Genomic DNA, 19348 nt, shown 5'->3' with positions numbered 1-19348 from the left:
CGATCCGGACCTCAGCACGAAACCGGCGAAGTCGAGTTGCACACCGCCCCGCGCAAAGGCGCCTGCTTCCAACTCACCCTGACCCGCGCCGAGTAACCTCGGATCGCGACACGAAACCGGCGAAGTCGAGCGGCATACCGCCCCGCACGAAGGCGCGTGCTTCCAACTCACCCCGGGTTCGCGCCGAGTAACCCCGGATCGCGACCGCAGCACGAACCCGCGCCGATCGGGGACGTCGAGCTGCACACCACCCCGCGCGAAGGCGCATGCTTCCAACTCACCCGGCCCGCACCGAGTAACCCCGAGAACTGGACCGCAACACGAACCCGGCGAGGTCGAGCTGCACACCGCCGTGGGCGAAGGCGCTTAACTCCGCCCCCTCCCCCGCCCGGATCACGAGCGCAGCACGAAACCCGCGACGTCAAGCCCCAGCTGCTGCCCGGCTTCATGGTCGATCCGGGTGTGCACACCCGCGAAGATCCGGCTCAGACCAGCCTCCGAAGCCACGTCGGCGAACGAGCCGAATCGCCGGACCACGCCCGGCAGTGCCTCGGACGTCACCGTGAGCGGGCGGTTCGGCCCGTACTCCTGGCGCAGCACCAGCGCTCCCGCCCGCGAGATCACGCTGTGCGCGCCCGGGTACGACGGGTCGGCCGGGGTGACCGCGAGGCTCGACCAGTCCGGCACTGTGAGGCGGATCGCCGTGATGGGCCGCCAGATCCGGTAGTGGTACTTGGCTTCGTAGAACGCGATGACCGCGTCGGCGAAGGCGAGGTTCAGCCGGGCGAACACCCGCGCGGCGACGACCAGGTTGCTGCGCGAACCGGCTACGACCGACTGCGTGATCTCGTTCCAGTAGTTCCAGATCGGCGCCGCCCAGAACCGCGCCTGCTCGGTCTGGTCGGCCGTGCGGGTGGTGCTCACATCCCGTCCGTACGCCTCGACCTCGCCCAGCGCGCCGGTCAGCGCGGGGTAGGGGCCGGGCCGGAACCGGTCGGCGCGGTCGAGCACGAACGGCGTCACGGCCGGCCAGTGCGTGAACACCGCGGCCGCGAACGCGGGCGGCGTCGGCCGGTACTGCCCGGGTGCCGTGCCCGGCGGGAGGACCGGCGGGACCGCGGCCGAGCCGTCGCCGGCGCGCAGCCCCAGCAGGAGCCGGGCGACCAGGCGGCCGGCCCGCACGCCCGCGTCGCGCTCCGCCGCCGACCTGACCGCGCCCAGCTGCCCGGTGAGCAGGGCGTCGAAGTCCGCGGTCCGGGTCGGGTAGAGCGCGGCCAGGACGTCGTGGCCGGCCTGCGCCGCGGCCGCCTCCGCCGACGCCGGATGCGAGACCTCGACGGTGAACAGGTACGGACGGCCGATCCCGGTCGTCGCGACGACGGCGTCGTGGATCGCCGCGTGCAGCAGCGCGAAACTCCGGGTCGGGTGCACGGTCGCGGGCTGCAGGCCGGCCGTGCGCACGATCGCCAGCAGCTCCCGGTTCCAGGCCAGGACGACGTCCCCGCCGCTCCGCACGGGCGCTGTCGTGGCCGCGGCGGCCGGGAGCCGGGTGGCGGCGAGCACGGCGGCGGCCGCCCCGCCCGTCACGAGCAGCAGTTGGCGGCGGGACACCGGTGTGGTCATGGGTGCGCTCCTCGGGTCTTCGAAGTGGTCACCCCGGATACGGTGGGCGGTTACAGCCCCCGGCCGGTGTAACCCGTGCGCGTATCCCTCAGGCAGCAGGAAAGAATCGGCGGGGAGAAGGCGGGCGGTGCCGGTGGCACAGCGGTTCCGGCGCAGGCGCGCCGAACGGGAGGACGCGGACGGGACACCGCCCGCGCGGCTGCACGTGGTCGGCGCGGACGCCTACCCGGACTGGGAAGCGGTCTACCGCGACAACGTCGACCGCGTCTTCCGGCTGATGTTCTCGAAGGTGGGCAACCGGCCCGACGCGGAGGACCTCACCACGGAGGTGTTCCTGACCGCGTTGCGGCCGTTGCGCGTCTCGGCGAGCGTCGGCGAGGTCCGGGCCTACCTGCTGGCGACCGCCCGGACGGTGCTCGCCGGCCACTGGCGGCGCACGCTCGGCCGGGAGATCACCACGCTCGACGAGGAACGCGACATCGCCGCGTTCGAGGCCGACGTCCCGGACCCGGGCACGCTGGCCCGGGCCGAGGCGATCCTCGCGCAGCTGCCGGAACGCTACGGCCGGATCCTGCGGCTGCGGTTCCTGCAGGCGTGCTCGCTCAAGGAGGCGGCGGCCGAGCTGGGCACGACGGTCGGCAACGCGAAAGTCCTGCAGCACCGCGCTTTGCGCCAGGCGGCGCAGCTGGCGGAAGGGATGGAGACGTGAGCACTCGGGGCGTCCGCCGGTTCGTCAAGGACCTCCTGCGCCGGCGCCGGCCGCACCCGTTCGCGGCCGGCCCGGGCGACGAGGCCGAGCTGCGGACGGCCGTGCTGCTGCGCGCCGCCCGCCCGGGTTCCGGGGCGGCGGGCGAGGAGTTCGTCGCCGATCTGCACCGGCGGCTCGCCGCGGAGCTGGGAGAGCCCGCGCGGCCCGCGCCGGGCGGCAACCGGCGCCGGTTCATCCAGGTCTCGTCGGCCGCCGCGGTGGCGGCCGCGGCGGGCGCGGGCGTCGAATACCTCGTGACGTCCGGTGCCGAACCAGCGGCGGCCCCGGACACCACGCTCCGGCCGGACGGCGGCGAGTGGCGCACCGTCGTCGCGGCGCACGACCTGCCCGAGGGAGCGGTGCTGCCGTTCGACTTCGGGGCCGTGGCGGGGTTCGTCCGGCGCTCCGGCGGGCAGGTGCTCGCGGTGTCGGCGACCTGCACGCACCTGGGCTGCCGGCTGAACCTGGACGCGCCCGCGCGGCAGCTGAACTGCCCGTGCCACCGGACGTCGTTCGCGGTCGACGGCGCGGTGCTGCGCCACCAGCTCCCGGTGAAACCCGCGGCACTGCCCCGGTTGGTCGTCCGGGAGTCCGGTGGTGTGGTCGAGGTGCTGGTGCCGCCGGCCGGGGCGTGACCTACTTTTCCGGCGGTGGCGTGGCCAGGCTCTGGAAGCACGGCCGCAGCAGGTCGACGATCTGCTCGGGCGACGCGTCCGCGAGGTGCGTGAGGCGCAGCAGGTAGCGCTCGGCGATCACGCCGTGGACGATCGCGCTGAGCAGGCTCGCGCGCAGGTCGGCGTCGGACGACGGGATCGCCTCGGTGAGCTGGTTGAGCTGCGGCTCCCCCGCGGCCCGGTAGCGATCGGCGGCGTCGGCGTTCGTGAGCATCGAGCGCAGCACCGCCAGTGACGCGGTCGGCTCGTCGGTGAGTCGCCGGCCCAGCGACGTGAGCAGCGCCTCGGCGACCTCGTCGGCCGTGCCGCCGGGCAGCTCGTCCGCGGGGATCTCGGAGGCGCGCGCGAAGAGCAGGTCCTTGCTGCCGAAGTAGTGCATGACCAGGCCGCCGTCGACCCCGGCGGCCGCCGCGACGGCCCGGATCGTGGTCCGGTCGTAGCCGAGCTCGGCGAAGATCCTGCGGGCCGCGGCGAGGATCCGCTCCTCGCTCTGGCGGCGCTGCTCTGCTCGGGTCACCCGTTCATTCTACGGGTGTTGACCCGGCGGACCAGTTCGTTCTACAGTCGTTCAATCAACGAGCGTTCAACGAACTGGGAGCAACCATGACCGCCACGTCACGCGAAGTCGTCGAGCAAGTCCTGCGCGCGGGCCTCGAAATGGACACCGACACGTTCGTCGGCCTGATCGCCCCGGACGGGTACATCGAGTGGCCGTACCACCCGGCCGGCGTCCCGGACCGCCTGGAGGGCCGCGAACAGATCCGCGAATTCCTTACGGCGCAAGCGAAAGGCCTCGTCAAGTTCGACGAGTACCGCAACACGGTGATCCACGAGACCACCGACCCGGAGGTCGTGATCGTCGAGTACGACGTCCACGGCACGGTCGTCCCCACGGGCGCACCCTTCCACCAGACGATCATCGCCGTGATCCGGATCCGGGACGGCCTGGTCGTCTCGTACCGCGACTACCTCAACCCGTTGGTACTGGCGGAAACCCTGGCCAGCGCTTAGTCACAACGGCGGGTACCCCTATATCGAGAACGAGTGCTATCGTTCACGACATGGCCGTCCGCATGACGCTCCAGACGCGTCTCGTCCTCCACGCACTCCTCCAAGTGCCGGAGAGCGAGCTCTACGGACTCGACCTGATCCGGGCGACCGGGCTGGGGCCGGGCACGGTCTACCCGATCCTGCAGCGCCTGGAACGCGCCGGCTGGCTGACGAGCCGGTGGGAGCGCGTGGATCCGTCGGACGAGGCGCGGCCGGCGCGGCGGTACTACGCCCTCACCGGCGAGGGCGTGCGAGACGGGCTTCGCGAACTCGCCGCGGCGGAGAGCCGGAGCGGCTCCCTGACCAACCTGCTCGGCTCCCTCCCCAAGGAAGCCAGAGGCCAGGCATGACCGGCCTGCCGCTGGTCTTCGCCGCCGTCGCGGCGACTCCGCTGCTCGTGCTGTTCCTGGCCGGCCGGCGACGGCGGCTGAGCGCATCCCGGCTCGACCTGTCCCTGCTCAGGGTCACCGAGGCGGACATCAACCGCTACTGGTGCCTGGCCCTGATCAGCACGCTGCTGCCGCCCGCGGAAGGGCCGGCCTGGTTCGCCAGCCACGTCGGTTACCTGTACGACCTGAAGGGCCGCGAGAAACGACGGCACCTGCTCAACCTGGTCGGCACCTTTCCCCGGCAGCTCGCGGTGAGCTGGTGCTTCGACGCCGAAACGCGGCGGTCGCTCGCCCCGCGCCGCCTGCTCGGCCGGTTGTCCTACGGCGGATTGCGCTGCGCCGAAGTGGTCCTGGGTTCGGCCGGCACAGTGATCTTCCTCGCCCTGCGCGTCGACCGCGGTCAGGCGCTGCGGCTGTGGTGCTGCCGCTGCGTCGTCGAGGAGCGCCACGGGGACGTGGTGCGGCGACGGACGGTGCGGCTGCGCGAGCTGCCGCACCACGAGCGGTTCGTCGCCGAGATCACGCGACCCGATCCGGGCCTGGCGTACGACTTCCTGCGGGGCGAGCGGGTCCTGGCCTATCCGGCGGCGCGGTCGTCGATCCCACCGCGCGGCAGGCACCGGATCGTGACGGTGCGGGTCGACAGCCGCGCGACCCGGAGGGATTCGTGACGTCCCGGCGCCCGCCCGTCAGGCAGGTACCACCCGGGGCCCTGCGCGAGGATCCGGCCGCCTGGCGGTTCGCGTTCCTCCTCGTGGAGACCGCGCGGCGCGACGACAGCGCCACGGTGAGACGCGTCCTGCTCGTCGCGTTCGCCACGATGCTGGCCGTGCTCGTCGTGGTCGCCGCCACCGTCGTGCTGATCCACCTGTTCGGCATCTGGCCGGCCGTGACGGCCACGGGCGTCGGGGCGGTGTCCCTCGGGACGGCCGCACTCAGGCGACGCCGCTGACCTGTCCGCCGGTCAGGCCGCGGGCACCGCGCCCGGCCGGGAGTCCATCAGGGACACGACCAAGCTCCGGACTTCCTCGGGCATCATCGCGTTGCCGCCGCTGGTCCGCACCAGCGGAAGCCGGAACCAGAACGCCTCCGCCAGCCAGTTCACCGCGCCGATCTCCTCGAGCTCGGCCCGGGTCACCGGGTGCGGGCCCGGTGCCGACAGGCGCCGGAGGAGGCGCGCCTGCCGCTTCGACAGCTGCACGAGAATGAGGTCGAGGTCGTGGCGGACTTCGGCGGTGTCCAGCCAGTCCCTCGTCCCGGCCATCACCCTGTCACCCGGCACCATGCGATCCCTCCTCGGTTCCTGCCACGAGTACGTGTGCGGCCCTGGTACCCCGCCCGGCCCGCTCTCATACATCCGGATTTCCGCCCGGGCCTTCGAGCAGCTGCAGCATCCGCGGCAGCTCGAAGAACCGGGCGATGTCGAGCGCGGAACGCGGGCCGAGGGCGGGGTCCGCACCGGCGGCCAGGAGGCAGGTGACGCCCGGCTCGGAGCGGCGGAACACCGCCGCCCCGAGCGCGGTCTGGCCCCGGTCGTTGACCCGGGCCGTGTCGGCGCCCCGGGCCAGCAACGCCCGGACCGTGTCCGGGTGGTCGTGGTACGCGGCGAGCATGAGCAGGGAGTCGCCGGTCGCGGTGGTGAGGTTCACCGGGATCCCGGCGTCGATCACCTCCGCCAGCCGTCCGGTGTCGCCGGTGCGGGCGAGGTCGAACAGCGAGCGGAGGTAGTCGAGCTCCTCTTCGGTGAGTGCTACGGTCACGACCGGCCCTTCTCAGGAGGCCGACACGGGGAACCGCTCCCACACGCGGTGGGCGCCGAGCAGCTTCGTCGTCTTCGTGAGTGCCCTCGCCGGATCGTCCTCGAGGACGATCCCCGGTCCGCTCGCGCAGCCGGCCGCCTCGAGAGCGGTGCGGCCGCTCCCCCAGGCGCCGATGACCTTCGCGTGGCGGAAGCACTCCTGGATCATGAGGACCACGCGCGGATCGACGTCGGCGCCGGCTTCGGGCCCCTCGACGGGCAGCACGTCCGCACCGGGCGGCGGGCTGCCCGCGAGCAGCAGGGCGTCGAACTCGACCGAGCGAGCGGTGAGGAACGTGCGCTGGGCGACCAAGCCGCTCTCGGCGTCCAGCGGCCCGCCGGTCGGCGCGATCAGCAGCGGCACCATGCCCTCGGCCAGGATGGTCTCGCGGACCGTGCGCACCCCGTCGAGGTCGGCCGGGTCGACCACGATGCCGATGATGCGCCCGTCGGTCGGCCACGTCCCGCCGATCTGCGACAGCGCGGGGCTCGGCGTGACCCTCTTCTGCCGCCCGGGAACGGCCGGGGCGGGAAGACCGAGACCCAGCGCCACCAACCGGCACAGCTCACGGTCCACATTGGCCAGCACGAGCAGCTCGCGTTCCTTGATCGCCTGCTCGTAGCACTTGCCGAGCTCGAAGGTGAACGCCAGCACCACGTGCTGCTTCTCGACCGGCGACAGGCTCAGCCAGAACAGCCGCGGCTGCGTGTAGTGGTCGGCGAACGACACCGGTGACTCCCGGACCTTCGCGGACTTCGGCAGCGGCTGCGCCACCTCGACGAAGGCCCGGTCGTCGGGCCCGGCCTCGAACGGGTTGCCGCCGTCGAGGGTGTTCGGCTTGTACGGGGCCACGCCGCCGTGGATCGCCTGCTGGTGGAAGCCGTCGCGGGTCAGGTCGTTGACCGGCACGTGCGGGCGGTTGACGGGGATCTGGTTGAAGTTGGGGCCCGCGAGCCTCGTCAACTGCGTGTCCAGGTAGGAGAAGAGCCGCGCCTGCAGCAGCGGATCGTCGGTGACGTCGATGCCGGGCACCAGGTTCCCGACGTGGAACGCGACCTGCTCCGTCTCGGCGAAGTAGTTCGTGGTGTTGCGGTTGAGCGTCAGCATCCCCACCGGCTGCACCGGCGCGAGCTCCTCCGGCACCATCTTCGTCGGGTCCAGCAGGTCGATGCCCTCGAAGGTCTGCCTCGGGGTGTCCGGGAAGATCTGTACACCGAGCTCCCACTGCGGGAACGCGCCGGACTCGATGGCGTCGGCGAGGTCGCGCCGGTGGAAGTCCGGGTCGACGCCGTTGAGCAGCTGCGCCTCCTCCCAGACCAGGGAGTGCACGCCCAGCTTCGGCTTCCAGTGGAACTTCGCGAGCGCGGACTCCCCCTCGGCGTTGACCAGCCGGAAGGTGTGCACCCCGAAGCCCTCCATCGTCCGGTAGGAGCGGGGAACCGCGCGGTCGGACATCTGCCACAGCACGTGGTGGGTGGCTTCGGTGTGGGTCGAGACGAAGTCCCAGAACGTGTCGTGCGCGCTCTGCGCCTGCGGGATCTCCCGGTCCGGGTGCGGCTTGGCCGCGTGGATGACGTCGGGGAACTTGATCCCGTCCTGGATGAAGAAGACCGGGATGTTGTTGCCCACCAGGTCGAAGTTGCCTTCCTGGGTGTAGAACTTCGTCGCGAACCCCCGGGTGTCGCGGACGGCGTCGGCCGACCCGCGCGACCCGACGACCGTGGAGAACCGCACGAACACGGGCGTCTCGACGCCGCGGGCCAGGAAGCCGGCCCGGCAGACGTCCGAGGCCGCGCCGTACCCGACGAACACGCCGTGCGCGCCGTAGCCGCGCGCGTGCACGACCCGCTCCGGGATGCGCTCGTGGTCGAAGTGCATGATCTTCTCGCGCAGGTGGTGGTCCTGCAGCAGCGTCGGGCCCCGGTCCCCCGCTTTCAGGGAATGGTCGGTGTCGGGCAGCCGGGCACCGGCCGTCGTGGTGAGGTACTCACCCTGCTGTGCCATCGACGTTTTCGGGGCACCGGTCGGCGCACCCGTCGGGGTCACCGTCTCCGGCCCGTCCTGGTCCGGTTTCGGTGGCAGCGGCGGACGCGGGTCGACCGGTTCTTCGAGGGACGGCGGTGCGCTGCCGGGCGCACCGGGAATCGGCGGGTTCGTCAGCTCGGTGACCTTTTCCACCGCCTTTTCGAGTGCGGCTTTGACGAGCTTGCCGGGGGTTTTCGGGGCCACAAAGTCCTCCTGATGACGGAAAAGCGTTAGTTCGACGGTGGCCGGGGAAAGAAGAAGGCCACGCGCTTCTGGTAATCGCGGTAGCCGGGCCGGTCCTGCATGCGTTTCTCGGTGCGCTTGGCGCCCGTGGCGAACATCAGGAGGTAGCTCATCAACGCCGGCGCCGGCAGCGTCCACAGCCCGGGTGCCGAAGCGGCCGCGGCGAGCCACGCGCCGTCCCACACCAGTGAGTCGCCGAAGTAGTTCGGGTGCCGCGACCAGCCCCACAGGCCGGTGTCGAGCACGTCCGGCCGGTCGTCCTCGTCCCGCTTGGTGTACCCGGACTTCTGGTGGTCGGCCAGGGCCTCGACCACGGCCCCGCCGGCCATCACGGCCAGCCCCGCCGGGGCCAGCCACCGGCGTCCGCCACGCGGAAGGGCGCTGGCCGCGGCCAGCTGCACCGGGAGCGAGACGAGCAGCTGGCTCAGCCCTTGGGTGACGAAGACCTTGCCCACGACCGCGGGCGTCGAGGCACCGTCCAGGAATTCGGTGTAGCGCGGGTCCTCTTCGTCACTGCCGCGCAGGCGGCCGAGCATCTGACGCTCGAGCCGGGCGGCCCACGCGACGGTGGCGGCCGCCAGCGCCCAGCGCCGCCGGGCGTCACCGCGGCCGGCCAGCGCGCTCACGACGGCGACGGCGGCCAGGCCGGGGCCCCAGACGGCGTCAGCGTAGTCACGACGTCCCTTCCGGAGCGCCACGACCGCGGTGGCGGACTGCGCCGCGGTCACGACCGCGGCCGACAGCCCGGCCACCCGCCGCAGGTTCGCCGTGTCCACCGTCCGGCGCCGCTTCGACCTCGTGGACGGCACCTAGCGGGCCAGGCCGTTCAGCACCTCGGTCAGCTGCCGTTCCGTGTCGTTGCCGAGCTTCTCGAAGACCACCTTGCCCAGCGGCGCCGCGACCTTGGCCAGTCCGTTGAACTGCAGCTCGTTCGTGTAGGTGACGCTCGACCCGGTGCCGCCGGCGGTGACCTCGATGGTCTCGGTGGAGGTCGCGGTGTCGTTGCGGCCCACCAGCACGACGCGGTCGTCCGCGAGCTGCTCGAGGGTGTAGGTCAGCTCGGTGCTCACACCGGCGATCTTCGACGTGTTGTGCCACGACGAGCCGACCCGGACCGGGCCGCTGTCGTTGCGGGTGCAGCGCTCGGTACCCGGGTCCCACTCCTCGGCGTGCCCGAAGTCGGCCAGGTAGGCGACGACGACCTCGGGCGCGGGCTCGACGGTGAACGTGCGGGAGACGGTGGTGGTCATGGGAGGAATCCTTCGGCGCCGCGTGGTGGTCGGGCCCTCCGGCTACCCCGCTGCCGGTGCCGGAAACCCCTTGCGCGGGTGAGAACCGATCTGAAAGGTGTACCTCCGAAAGCGTTTGCCGCGGGGCGGAATGGGTAGGCGGAATCAGCGGTTGAGCTGTACGGAATTCCCCGGTCAGCACCGCGGCGAACCGCACCAGCCCGGGCAGCTGCTCACGCGAGAACTCTTCGAACTGCACATCTCTTAAGATGCCGCTGCCCGGGCGATCTGTTGCAGTTGTCTTCGAGATCGTTCACGGCCTCACCGTGGGTGACCCGCCGGGCCCCGCCGGAGGACCACGACCGGTGATCCGGTCAGCTGTTCGTGCGACTGTCCGATACCGGGCACCGGTCCTAGGTTCGTAGCCATGACCACCGCCCTGAGGACCGAGCACGACGTCCAGCGCTTCGAGAAGTGGGACGCCGACGGTGACGGCCGCATCGACCGCACCGACTACGACGCCGAGGCCCGCCGCATCGTCGAGGCCTTCGGCGAGACCACGACCAGCGACCGCGGCCGCGCCGTCCGCGACGCCCTGCTCGCGATGTACCAGCGCCAGGCCGAAGCCGCCGGTGTCGGGCCCAACGGCGCCATGACCCGCGAGCAGTACCTGTCCGCCAACCGCGAACTGATGTACCACCACGGCGACAGCGGGTTCGAAGACCTGCTCCGCCCGACCATCGCGGCCATCGCCGACCTGTGCGACACCGACCGCGACGGCTACGTCGGCAAGGTCGAGCTGCGGCGCTGGCTCGGCCCGGCGGTGGGCCTGAGCAACGCCGACTCCGACGCGGCGTTCGACCGCATCGACCTCGACGGCGACGGCCGCCTCTCGGTCGACGAGCTCGTCATCGCCGTCCGCGAATTCCACTACGGACGCTCGGACATCCCCCTGCTCGGCTGAACCGGCCCGGCGTGGACCTGGGGTGGCGTCTGCCAGGCGGTGATCCGGGCGCCGATCTTGATGACCAGCACGGCGGCAGCGACCTGGGCCACGGCCGCGACGGTGTCGACGTCGCGCATGACCGCCGCATCCTCGGTGAGGCGAGCGCCGATCGTGGACAGCACCTGGTTCACGAGGAAGGCGGCCCACCACCAGGAGATCAGCTCGCCGCCTGGTGTCGGGTACAGCATCCCCGCACCGCGCGGCCGCTGGGGGTTGCTGGCGTTCCAGACGTCCCGGACGACCATCTGCGGGAACCAGAAGCTGACGATCGGCACGATCCAGCCGAGCACGACCCACATGGGCGAGTGCCGGTGCCGGGCGAGTTCGATCACCTCGGCATTGGTGCGGGCGAGCCACAGCCACCGCACGAAGACGATCCCGGTGACGGCCTGGATCCCGATGTAGGTCCAGTCCACGGCCATCCAGACGGAATCGGAGAAGGCACCCCACTCGCCCGCGACGTCCGCGAGGCCGACCGCGGTGGTCACGATGATCAGGATCGCGGACGCGCTCTGCCATCCGGCGAGCGGCCGGACTCGCTGAATCGGTCTCTCCGGAACGGGCGCGTAGAAGTGTGGCTGCATGGGTCCTCCCCAGTCCATTGCGTGAATCATGAGAAAAGCAAGTGCCGCGATGCGTGTCAAGCGATCTTTACCCGCCCCCGGATCTAGCTGTCGACGCACCGGGTGGCCCTGACGGAGCAGCCCGCCGAGTACGAGATCTTCCCGATCGTCCCGGTCACGATGATGATCACCGGCTTCGTGCCACCCGGCGTAGACATCACCACCTGGCGATGGAAGACCTGAACCACGATGGTGCTCCGCCCCACGACCTGCTCCAGGGGGAACACCGAGCCGGCCGACGCGACACCAGTCGTCGTCGCGGCGATGGCCGCGATCAGGACCGAGGACACTCCCAGTCGAGCAGCGCGTCGCATCACACCGTTCCCTTCCGACGGACCGGGCGGCCCGCCCGGCAGCGCCTTGGTCCCCCCTCGGGATCAAGGCGCTGCCCTCGGTGTAGTGCGGCGGGGTTGTCCGGCGCCGGGGGCTGGACGCCGGACAACAACGTCAAGACAATGAGCAACCGACCTTGGGGAGGGGTGGGGGGCCGATGCCGCGCCAAGAACGACCGCTGGCCGAAAGCGACGACAAGCTCACGCAGTTCGCTGCAGGGCTGCGCCGGCTGCGGGACAAAGCGGGCAAACCGACTTACCGGGAGCTCAGCACTCGCGCGCACTACTCGACGTCGGTGCTGTCCGACGCGGCAGGCGGGCGCAGGCTGCCCAGCCTGGCGGTGACACTGGCGTTCGTGCGCGCCTGCGAAGGCGACGTCGAGGAATGGGAACGGCGGTGGCGTGAAGCCGCCGAGGAACGGCACGCCGTTCCCGAAACGGCCGGGGACACGACCGCGCCCTACGCCGGGCTCGCCGCGTTCGAGATCGCGGACGCGGGACGGTTCTTCGGCCGGGACGCTCTGGTCGCCGAGCTGGTCCAACAGGTCGGTGAACGCCGTTTCCTCGGCGTGTTCGGTGCGTCCGGGACGGGGAAGTCGTCGCTGCTGCGGGCGGGGATGGCGGCAAAGCTGGCACCCCGTCCCGTGGTGGTGCTGGTACCGGGTGCCCATCCGTTCGAAGCGTGCGCCGCGGCCTTGTCCGCGTTGTCCGGCGAGCCGGCGGAAAGGGTGCGCGCGGACCTGGAGGCCGCGCCGGAGAACCTGCACACCCACGTCCTGCGGGCGTTGGCGAACGAACCGGACGACGGTGATCTGGTGTTCGTGGTCGACCAGTTCGAAGAGACCTTCACCCAGTGTGAGGACCCGGGTGAGCGGGACCGGTTCGTCGCCGCGCTCGTGTCCGCCGCCGAGGCCGGCGGCAGCCGCATCCGGGTGGTGCTCGGCATCCGGGCGGACTTCTACGGCCGGTGCGGCCAGTACCCGCTGCTGGTGGCGGCGCTCAAGGACGCGCAGGTCATGGTCGGGGCGATGACCACCGAGGAGCTGAGGCAGGCGGTGGTGCGGCCGGCCGCGGCCGCGGATCTCAGCGTCGAGTCGGCGCTCGTGTCGAGGGTGATCGCCGACACCGCCGGGCAGCCCGCCGTGCTGCCGCTGGTGTCGCACGCGCTGCTGGAGACCTGGCGGCGGCGCAGCGGGATGACCCTCACGCTCGCCGGGTACGAGAAATCCGGTGGTATCCAGCACGCGCTGGCCCGCAGCGCGGAGGACGTCTACGCCGGGCTCGACGAGACACAGCGGGCAGCGGCCAGGAACCTGTTCCTCCGGCTCGTCGTGGTGGGCGACAGCACCGAGGACAGCAGGCGCAGGCTGCGGCCGAACGAACTCGAGAGTCTCGGCCCGGCCAGTGGCGTCGTGCTGGACCGGTTCGTGCGTGCCCGGTTGCTGACCGTCGGAAGGCACGGCGTCGAACTGGCGCACGAAGCACTGATCCGGCATTGGCCGAGACTGCGGGACTGGCTCGGCGAAGACCGCGAAGGGCTGCGCGTCCACCGTCAGCTCACCGAAGCCGCACTCGACTGGCAACGGCTGGGCCGCGACAAGGAGGCCTTGTACCGCGGCATCCGCCTCCAGGCCGCGCGTGATTGGCTGGCGGGCAACGAGCAGGCGGCAACGCCCGCCGAACGAGCCTTCCTGGACCTGAGCTCCGCGGCGGATCGCCGCAGGCTCCGGCGGTCCCGGCAGATCATCGCCGTGCTCTGCGTTCTCGTCCTGGTCGCGGCCACCACCACCGTGGTCGCCTTGAAAGCCCAGCGAACCGCGGCGGACCAGCGCAATGTCGCCGTCGCGCTGAACATCGTCAGCCGGGCCGATTCGCTGCAGTCCACCGATCCGGTGCTGGCGGCCCAGCTGCGGCTTTCCGCCTACCGCCTGGCGGCCAACGCGGACACCGCCGGCTCGCTGCTGAGCGCGTTCTCCACGCCGTACGCCGGGCGCCTCGACGGGCACGGCGGGCCCGTGGTCACCACGGCGGTGAGCGCGGACGGCAGGCTGCTGGCGACCGGGAGCGAGGACAAGACCGCGCGGCTCTGGGACTTCTCGTCGCCCGAGCACCCGCGGGAACTGGCCAAGATCGGCCAGGAAGACGGAGTGGCGAGCCTCGCCATCAGCCCGGACGGCAGGTTCCTCGCCACCGTCGGCGATCTGTCCGGGCGAACCCAGCTGTGGACGATCGCCGATCCGGCCGACCCCGCGCTGGTGGCGACGGTCGACGGCGAGGGAGTCACCTGGACCGGCTCGATCCTCACGACCCGGAACACCGGCTTGTTCGGAGCGGGTGACCAGGTCACGTTGTGGAACGTCGCCGATCCGCGCAAGCCGGTGCGACTCGCGTCGATCCCCGGCAACGGGCTGCCGGTCTTCAGTCCCGACCGCCGGCTGCTCGCGGTCGCACCGGCAGCCGGTGGCGCCTTGCTCTGGGACGTCTCGGACCCGGCCGGCCCACGCCCGCTGGAGGCGCCGGCGGCCGATCCCGAGCAGCTGAAGAGCGTCGCGATCAGTGTGGACGGCAAGACGCTCGCCACCGGCAACGGCGAGGCCATCCGGCTCTGGGACATCAGCGATCCGGTGCACCGCAAGGAGTTGACGCTCCTGCCGGGCAAGGGCGGCACCGCGGCGTTCGGCCCGGACGGGCACTCGCTGATCACCTGGTCACAGGCCGAAGAGCCGCGCCTGTGGGACATCGGAGACCTGGCACACCCGCGCGAGGTCCGCGTGCTGAAGTTCAACGAAGGACTCGTGGATTCGGTGTCGTTCAGCCGGGACGGCCGATGGGCGGTCATCGCGGGCGACGAAGTCCGCCTGGTCGACCTCGCCGGGTTCACCTTGGACGGCATGCGCGGCGAGATGCCGTCAGTGGAGTTCTCCGGCGAAACGCTCATCGCCGGCGCCGACGCGAAGAACGTCAAGTTCTGGGACGTCTCCGACTCCGCCCACCCGGCGGCGGCCGCCGGGTCGCTGCCGATGCCACCGAAGACCGACGTCGCCGGGGTGACACGGAGCCAGGACGGGCGGACCGCAGCGGTCCAGGGCATGTCGGGTAGCACGTACCTGTGGGACATGACCACCCGGCCGCCACGCCAGGCCGCCGTGCTCACCGGCACCGGCCTGGGCACGACCTTCAGCGCGGACGGGCAGCTGCTGGCCACGGACTTCCCGATGGAAGCACTCGAGGACGACCCGTTGCTGCTCGACCCGGACCTCGACACGGACCCCGAGGCCGGACTGGCCGGACTCGTCTCCGACCGGACCCAGCTCTGGAACGTCACCGACGTCGACCACCCGTCGCGGCTCGGCGTCCTCCCGAACACCGGCGGGGTGATCACGTCCCGCGCCTTCGCGAACCACGGCACGACCCTGGCGATCGCCACCCACGTCGGTGTGGTGTCGCTCTGGGACGTGACCGATCCCCACCTCCCGAAGCAGGGACCGACGTTGTCCGGGCAAGGCGGCGCCGTCGCCGCAGGACCCGGTGACCTGCTCGCCTTCGCCGGAGCCGACGGCACGGCCCAGCTCTGGTCGCTCACCGACCCCCACCCGATCGCGACGCTGACCGGTCACAAGGGGGACATCAGCAACCTGGCCTTCAGTGCTGACGGCCGACTGCTCGCCACCGGTGGCAACGACGGCACGATCCGCCTCTGGGCCACGGATGATCCCGGCGCGCCGCGCCTGCTCGGCGCGCTCACCGGCCACAGCGGCCCGATCAGTGGAATCGCCTTCAGCCCGGATGGCCGCACCGTCGTCACTTCCAGCGACGACAAGACGATCCGGCTCTGGGAAACCGACCCGGAGCGTGTCGCCGAGCGGATCTGCCACACCGCCTATCCCCGGCTCAGCGAAAAGGACTAGATGCGCTACATCCCGGACACCGATTTCCAGCCCCCGTGCCGCTAGCATCTCGTGCTCCTGATCCTGACGCGAGCGAGTCAACCTTTCCGCCGTCTCGCGCGTGTACTCCCCGAAGTGAGGGAGGGGTTTCATGGCATCGACCCGCGGTGAGACGGCGCAGGCCGCGGTCTGGCTGGGCCGGCACGGGGTCCGGGTGCAGGCCCCGACCCGGCTGCTGGCGACCAGGCTGGGCGTGCGCGTGACCCCGTGGCGGCGTCCGATGATCCTCTGGCAGGCCGCGATCTACGTGGCCGCGCTCGCCTGCGGCATCGGCTACCAGTGCCTGCAGTACCTGCCCGGCGTGCGCGGGGTCGAAATGACCGAGAGCAAGATCCTGTACTTCATCCTCTTCGGGTTGCAGGGAGCGATCTGGTTCGCCTTGCGCCGACGCGACCGCCAGGCCGCGGCGGCGCTGGGCGGCCGGGCGCTCGACCGCCCCCGGCCGCCGTGGCGCGCGGTGACGGACGGCTGGTACCTCGCGTCGGCCGTGGTGACCTTCGCCGGTGGTGCCGCGCTCGGGCTGACGATGTACTTCGCCACCGGCTACCGGACCTACGCCTGGAGCTGGCTCGGTGTGCTCGGGCTGAGCGCGGTCGTCTTCGTGGCGGCCTTCGCCGGGGTGGTCCGCCGCCCGGTGATCGCCGAGGACGAGCCGTCCCTGGCGATCGACGCCCTCCTGCGGACCGAGGACCTCTACGCCGCGTCGCCGTCGATGTACGCGTTCCCGATCCTGCTCGACCTGCTGACCACCCACCGGCAGCCGCCCGGGTTCGCGCCCTGGCTGGCCGGTTACGCGGCACTGGCCATCGCACTGCAGGCCGTCGGCGCGATCATCCACCGGCGACGGCGGACGGCCCTGCCGGACGGCGACTACGGCCGCCCGCTGCCGGCCCCGCTGCACGCGCCGGCCGCGGTGAACTGGTCTCCCCCGCAGGCGCCCCGGTGATCATCCGGCCGGTCCGGGAGAAGGCGGCCGTTCACCGGCTCGAGCGGCGCGGGGTCGAGCCGGCATCTCGGTCTTCCGCGTGACGGCTGGGCGCGGTGGATCGTCCTGCCCCTGCGGGCTCGGGTCCTCACTCCCCCTTCGCGCGGCGGCGCGGGGCCGCCGAGCGGGGTGGGGTCGAGCGCATGTGGTCGCGCACCGGGGCCAGCAGGCCGGCGAGAGCCTCGACGTTCTCGCGGGAGAGCGGCTCGAAGAGCAGGCCGCCGACCACCTCGATGTGGCCGGGCAGCACGTCGGCGAGGCGGGCGCGCCCGGCGTCGGTGATGGTGACCGTGATGCTCCGCTCGTCGTCCGGGGACGGGGCGCGCACCACCAGGCCCGCTTTCTCGAGCAGGCCCGCCTGGTAGGTCAGGCCGCTGCGGCTGTAGACGACGCCGTCGGCCAGGTCGGTCATGCGGTGGCTGCCCGTCGGCGAGTCGCCGAGCCGGGCCAGCAGCTGGAACTGCACGTAGCTGAGGTCGCCGGCTTCGCGCAGCTGCTGCTCGACCGCGTGCCGGAGCAGGCTGGTCACCTCGATGAGGTCGAAGTAGACGCCGAGCTGCACGGGGTCGAGCGACAGGGGTGCGTCGGGCATGACCGCAGCCTACTGCTTTGAATTCGAAGGGGTTCCGCGGAAGCGGGCACCCGCTGGGGCACACTGGCGCCATGTCCCTGTCCGACCTGGGCGCCGCGGTCCGCCGGCTGCGCGAACACACCGAGCCCGCCACCGCCGGGCTGCCGGCCGGCGGACTGCGGCACACCGGGCGCCGGGTCCGCGGCCTGCGCCGCGAGGAGCTCGCCGAGCTGGCCGGGGTGTCCGCGGACTACGTCCGGCGGCTGGAGCAGGGACGGCGGCACCCGTCGGCGGGTGTGGTGACCGCCATCGCCCGCGCGTTGCGGGTGGGCCGCGCGGACTACGAGCGGCTCTGCGCCCTCGCCGGCTACGCCGCGGTCGACGGGCAGGTGCCCCGCGAAGCCGGGACGGCGGCGATGCGGCTCCTCGAGCGCTTCGACGGCACCCCGGCGTTCCTGACCGACGCGGCGTGGAACGTCGTCGCCGTCAACGGTGCCTGGCTGGCACTGGGCGGTGGGACGACGGCCGGGTCCGCCCGGGACTGGAACGTCGCGTGGCGCACGTTCTGCGACGCGCGCGCGGAGATCGGCCGGACCGACGAGCACACGGCCCGTTTCCAGGCCTCGCTCGCCGCCCGGCTGCGTGACACACACCTGCGCTACCCGGCGGACGCGTCGCTCGCCGAGCTCGTGGACGAACTGCGCAGCACCAGCCGTCCGTTCGACACCCTGTGGCGCACCCCGAAAACGGTGTCCGCCTACGAGAACCGGGCCGCGTTCCGGCATCCGGACGGGGACGACATCACCCTCGACGGCACTCTGCTCGACGTTCCCGGCGACGGCCTGATGGCGGTGGTCCTCACCGCGGCACCGGGCTCGGCCGACGCGGCGCGGCTCGCTGAGGTCGTCCGCGCCTCGGGCGCGCCGGCCGTGGTGAAGGTGGGCCAAACCGGCCCAGGCTGATCGGGCCCGGTGCCACGACCCTGAGGTCCGTGTGGATCAAGGGAACCTCCGGTGACCGGTATCACTTGCTTCGAATTCGAAGCAGCAGTACCTTGGTCCTCAGTTGCTTCGAATTCGAAGCAAGTAGACCTCAGCAAAGGTGAGAACTCCGATGAAGGCAGTGCGTTTCCACGAGTACGGCGCCCCCGAAGTCCTGCGCTACGAGGACGTGGACCAGCCGGTTCCCGGCGCCGGGCAGGTCCGGATCCGCGTCGCCGCGACGTCGTTCAACTCCGTCGACGGCAACATCCGCGGCGGCTTCATGCAGGGCCCCATCCCGGTGGCGCTGCCCCACACCCCCGGCATCGACGTCGCCGGCACGGTCGACGCGCTCGGCGAGGGCGTGACCGGCCTCCAGGCCGGCGACGAGGTCATCGGCTTCCTGCCGATGGACGGTGACGGCGCCGCCGCGGAGTACGTCCTCGCACCGGCCGAGAGCCTCACGCCCGCACCGAAGGACGTCCCGCTGGCCGACGCGGCCGCGCTGCCGCTGGTGGGGCTGACCGCGCGGCAGGCGCTGTTCGACCACGGCGAGCTGAAGTCCGGGCAACGCGTGCTGATCAACGGCGCCGGCGGCGCGGTCGGGGGGTACGCCGTGCAGCTGGCCAAGGGGGCCGGGGCGTACGTCATCGCCACGGCGAGCCCGCGCAGTGGCGACGCGGTCAAGTCGGCCGGCGCCGACGAGGTCGTCGACCACACCGCCACCGGGGTGACCGCGGCGGTGACCGAGCCGGTCGACCTCGTGCTCAACCTCGCGCCGGTCGACCCCGCAGAGCTGGCCACGCTCGTCACGCTGGTCCGGCCGGGCGGGGTCGTGGTGAACACGACGGTGTGGATGCCCGCACCGTCCGACGAGGAACGCGGCGTCCGCGGCATCAACCTGTTCGTCCGCAGCGACGCCGGGCAACTGGCGAAGCTGGTGGCGCTGGTCGACCGCGGCGAGCTGCGCGTGGACGTCGCCGAGCGGGTCGCGCTGCCCGAGCTGCCGGCACTGCACGCCCGCGCCGCCGAAGGTGCGGTGCACGGCAAGGTCGTGGTCGTCCCGGCCTGACGCCCCGCCGATCCCGTGTTTCGCGGTGTCGCGCCGAACGACGACCTTCCGC

Annotated in this window: 21 protein-coding genes; 11 read left to right on the top strand and 10 right to left on the bottom strand. The window is 71.9% G+C overall.

Annotated elements, in window-relative coordinates:
* Nucleotides 1-393 precede the first annotated feature (393 nt).
* A complete protein-coding gene (locus ACIOD2_RS41395; protein WP_400550837.1) occupies nucleotides 394-1623 on the bottom strand; it encodes a vanadium-dependent haloperoxidase in 1230 nt (409 codons plus the stop codon).
* A 127-nt stretch (nucleotides 1624-1750) separates the two neighbouring features.
* Between ACIOD2_RS41395 and ACIOD2_RS41390 the strand changes: the two genes are divergently transcribed.
* On the top strand, nucleotides 1751-2332 hold the full coding sequence (locus ACIOD2_RS41390) for an RNA polymerase sigma factor (protein WP_400550835.1): 582 nt from the start codon (nucleotides 1751-1753) through the stop codon (nucleotides 2330-2332).
* Nucleotides 2329-3006, top strand: coding sequence for a ubiquinol-cytochrome c reductase iron-sulfur subunit (locus ACIOD2_RS41385; RefSeq protein ID WP_400550833.1), 678 nt, complete (start codon nucleotides 2329-2331; stop codon nucleotides 3004-3006). The genes ACIOD2_RS41390 and ACIOD2_RS41385 overlap by 4 nt, the downstream gene beginning before the upstream one ends.
* A 1-nt stretch (nucleotide 3007) precedes the next feature.
* Here the strand turns inward: ACIOD2_RS41385 and ACIOD2_RS41380 are convergent, their stop codons facing one another.
* Nucleotides 3008-3562 (bottom strand): TetR family transcriptional regulator, encoded by a 555-nt coding sequence (locus ACIOD2_RS41380; protein ID WP_400550831.1) that lies wholly within the window; start codon nucleotides 3560-3562, stop codon nucleotides 3008-3010.
* Between the two features lie 86 nt (nucleotides 3563-3648).
* Between ACIOD2_RS41380 and ACIOD2_RS41375 the strand changes: the two genes are divergently transcribed.
* The 4 genes from ACIOD2_RS41375 to ACIOD2_RS41360 are packed head-to-tail and all read left to right on the top strand — an operon-like array spanning nucleotide 3649 to nucleotide 5436.
* Entirely contained in the window at nucleotides 3649-4056 is a 408-nt protein-coding gene (locus tag ACIOD2_RS41375; protein ID WP_400550829.1) for a nuclear transport factor 2 family protein, read from the top strand.
* Between the two features lie 50 nt (nucleotides 4057-4106).
* Entirely contained in the window at nucleotides 4107-4445 is a 339-nt protein-coding gene (locus ACIOD2_RS41370) for a PadR family transcriptional regulator (protein ID WP_400550827.1), read from the top strand.
* Entirely contained in the window at nucleotides 4442-5155 is a 714-nt protein-coding gene (locus ACIOD2_RS41365; RefSeq protein ID WP_400550825.1) for a hypothetical protein, read from the top strand. Before ACIOD2_RS41370 ends, ACIOD2_RS41365 begins: the two co-directional genes overlap by 4 nt.
* The gene (locus tag ACIOD2_RS41360) at nucleotides 5152-5436 is read left to right on the top strand and encodes a hypothetical protein (protein ID WP_400550823.1); all 285 of its coding nucleotides are present in this window, start codon (nucleotides 5152-5154) and stop codon (nucleotides 5434-5436) included. The genes ACIOD2_RS41365 and ACIOD2_RS41360 overlap by 4 nt, the downstream gene beginning before the upstream one ends.
* Before the next feature lie 12 nt (nucleotides 5437-5448).
* Here ACIOD2_RS41360 and ACIOD2_RS41355 read toward each other — a convergent pair whose 3' ends face one another.
* The 5 genes from ACIOD2_RS41355 to ACIOD2_RS41335 all read right to left on the bottom strand — a co-directional run bounded on the left by ACIOD2_RS41355 (nucleotide 5449) and on the right by ACIOD2_RS41335 (nucleotide 9801).
* Entirely contained in the window at nucleotides 5449-5769 is a 321-nt protein-coding gene (locus ACIOD2_RS41355) for a hypothetical protein (protein WP_400550821.1), read from the bottom strand.
* Nucleotides 5770-5833: 64 nt separating this feature from the next.
* Entirely contained in the window at nucleotides 5834-6244 is a 411-nt protein-coding gene (locus ACIOD2_RS41350) for an ankyrin repeat domain-containing protein (protein ID WP_400550819.1), read from the bottom strand.
* Between the two features lie 12 nt (nucleotides 6245-6256).
* The gene (locus ACIOD2_RS41345) at nucleotides 6257-8287 is read right to left on the bottom strand and encodes a catalase (RefSeq protein WP_400551609.1); all 2031 of its coding nucleotides are present in this window, start codon (nucleotides 8285-8287) and stop codon (nucleotides 6257-6259) included.
* A gap of 251 nt (nucleotides 8288-8538) precedes the next feature.
* Nucleotides 8539-9327 carry a DUF1295 domain-containing protein gene (locus ACIOD2_RS41340; protein WP_400550817.1) on the bottom strand — a complete coding sequence of 263 codons (789 nt, stop codon included), beginning with the start codon at nucleotides 9325-9327 and terminating at the stop codon, nucleotides 8539-8541.
* Between the two features lie 33 nt (nucleotides 9328-9360).
* Entirely contained in the window at nucleotides 9361-9801 is a 441-nt protein-coding gene (locus ACIOD2_RS41335) for an SRPBCC family protein (RefSeq protein WP_400550815.1), read from the bottom strand.
* A 406-nt stretch (nucleotides 9802-10207) separates the two neighbouring features.
* On the opposite strand from ACIOD2_RS41335, the gene ACIOD2_RS41330 reads away from it, so the two are divergent.
* On the top strand, nucleotides 10208-10744 hold the full coding sequence (locus ACIOD2_RS41330) for an EF-hand domain-containing protein (protein ID WP_400550813.1): 537 nt from the start codon (nucleotides 10208-10210) through the stop codon (nucleotides 10742-10744).
* Here ACIOD2_RS41330 and ACIOD2_RS41325 read toward each other — a convergent pair.
* Nucleotides 10711-11274, bottom strand: a complete 564-nt coding sequence (locus tag ACIOD2_RS41325) for a DUF4328 domain-containing protein (protein ID WP_400550811.1) — start codon at nucleotides 11272-11274, stop codon at nucleotides 10711-10713. The genes ACIOD2_RS41330 and ACIOD2_RS41325 overlap by 34 nt on opposite strands.
* A 179-nt stretch (nucleotides 11275-11453) precedes the next feature.
* The gene (locus tag ACIOD2_RS41320; RefSeq protein WP_400550809.1) at nucleotides 11454-11723 is read right to left on the bottom strand and encodes a hypothetical protein; all 270 of its coding nucleotides are present in this window, start codon (nucleotides 11721-11723) and stop codon (nucleotides 11454-11456) included.
* A 176-nt stretch (nucleotides 11724-11899) separates the two neighbouring features.
* On the opposite strand from ACIOD2_RS41320, the gene ACIOD2_RS41315 reads away from it, so the two are divergent.
* Nucleotides 11900-15649 (top strand): hypothetical protein, encoded by a 3750-nt coding sequence (locus ACIOD2_RS41315; RefSeq protein ID WP_400550807.1) that lies wholly within the window; start codon nucleotides 11900-11902, stop codon nucleotides 15647-15649.
* A gap of 130 nt (nucleotides 15650-15779) precedes the next feature.
* Entirely contained in the window at nucleotides 15780-16634 is an 855-nt protein-coding gene (locus ACIOD2_RS41310) for a hypothetical protein (RefSeq protein WP_400550805.1), read from the top strand.
* 127 nt (nucleotides 16635-16761) lie between these two features.
* Here ACIOD2_RS41310 and ACIOD2_RS41305 read toward each other — a convergent pair whose 3' ends face one another.
* The gene (locus ACIOD2_RS41305) at nucleotides 16762-17265 is read right to left on the bottom strand and encodes a MarR family winged helix-turn-helix transcriptional regulator (RefSeq protein WP_392769023.1); all 504 of its coding nucleotides are present in this window, start codon (nucleotides 17263-17265) and stop codon (nucleotides 16762-16764) included.
* A gap of 71 nt (nucleotides 17266-17336) precedes the next feature.
* Here ACIOD2_RS41305 and ACIOD2_RS41300 point away from each other — a divergent pair, with 71 nt between their 5' ends.
* Together ACIOD2_RS41300 and ACIOD2_RS41295 are read left to right on the top strand one after the other, a co-directional pair.
* A complete protein-coding gene (locus ACIOD2_RS41300; protein ID WP_400550802.1) occupies nucleotides 17337-18206 on the top strand; it encodes a helix-turn-helix domain-containing protein in 870 nt (289 codons plus the stop codon).
* 151 nt (nucleotides 18207-18357) lie between these two features.
* Nucleotides 18358-19296 (top strand): NADP-dependent oxidoreductase, encoded by a 939-nt coding sequence (locus ACIOD2_RS41295; RefSeq protein WP_400550800.1) that lies wholly within the window; start codon nucleotides 18358-18360, stop codon nucleotides 19294-19296.
* Nucleotides 19297-19348: the final 52 nt, after the last annotated feature.

Source organism: Amycolatopsis sp. NPDC088138 (assembly GCF_044741685.1).
In the GTDB taxonomy this organism is placed as follows: Bacteria; Actinomycetota; Actinomycetes; order Mycobacteriales; family Pseudonocardiaceae; genus Amycolatopsis.
Note: the sequence above shows the minus strand (reverse complement) of the source record. Positions and strands in the feature narration are given on the sequence as shown.

Bases quoted from the DNA above. Each gene is read 5' to 3' on its own strand.
- ACIOD2_RS41320 (WP_400550809.1), bottom strand. From the start codon at position 11,723: ATGCGACGCGCTGCTCGACTGGGAGTGTCCTCGGTCCTGATCGCGGCC.
- ACIOD2_RS41365 (WP_400550825.1), top strand. From the start codon at position 4,442: ATGACCGGCCTGCCGCTGGTCTTCGCCGCCGTCGCGGCGACTCCGCTG.
- ACIOD2_RS41395 (WP_400550837.1), bottom strand. From the start codon at position 1,623: ATGACCACACCGGTGTCCCGCCGCCAACTGCTGCTCGTGACGGGCGGG.
- ACIOD2_RS41345 (WP_400551609.1), bottom strand. From the start codon at position 8,287: ATGGCACAGCAGGGTGAGTACCTCACCACGACGGCCGGTGCCCGGCTG.
- ACIOD2_RS41355 (WP_400550821.1), bottom strand. From the start codon at position 5,769: ATGGTGCCGGGTGACAGGGTGATGGCCGGGACGAGGGACTGGCTGGAC.
- ACIOD2_RS41300 (WP_400550802.1), top strand. From the start codon at position 17,337: ATGTCCCTGTCCGACCTGGGCGCCGCGGTCCGCCGGCTGCGCGAACAC.
- ACIOD2_RS41310 (WP_400550805.1), top strand. From the start codon at position 15,780: ATGGCATCGACCCGCGGTGAGACGGCGCAGGCCGCGGTCTGGCTGGGC.
- ACIOD2_RS41295 (WP_400550800.1), top strand. From the start codon at position 18,358: ATGAAGGCAGTGCGTTTCCACGAGTACGGCGCCCCCGAAGTCCTGCGC.
- ACIOD2_RS41330 (WP_400550813.1), top strand. From the start codon at position 10,208: ATGACCACCGCCCTGAGGACCGAGCACGACGTCCAGCGCTTCGAGAAG.
- ACIOD2_RS41335 (WP_400550815.1), bottom strand. From the start codon at position 9,801: ATGACCACCACCGTCTCCCGCACGTTCACCGTCGAGCCCGCGCCCGAG.
- ACIOD2_RS41305 (WP_392769023.1), bottom strand. From the start codon at position 17,265: ATGCCCGACGCACCCCTGTCGCTCGACCCCGTGCAGCTCGGCGTCTAC.
- ACIOD2_RS41315 (WP_400550807.1), top strand. From the start codon at position 11,900: ATGCCGCGCCAAGAACGACCGCTGGCCGAAAGCGACGACAAGCTCACG.
- ACIOD2_RS41370 (WP_400550827.1), top strand. From the start codon at position 4,107: ATGGCCGTCCGCATGACGCTCCAGACGCGTCTCGTCCTCCACGCACTC.
- ACIOD2_RS41375 (WP_400550829.1), top strand. From the start codon at position 3,649: ATGACCGCCACGTCACGCGAAGTCGTCGAGCAAGTCCTGCGCGCGGGC.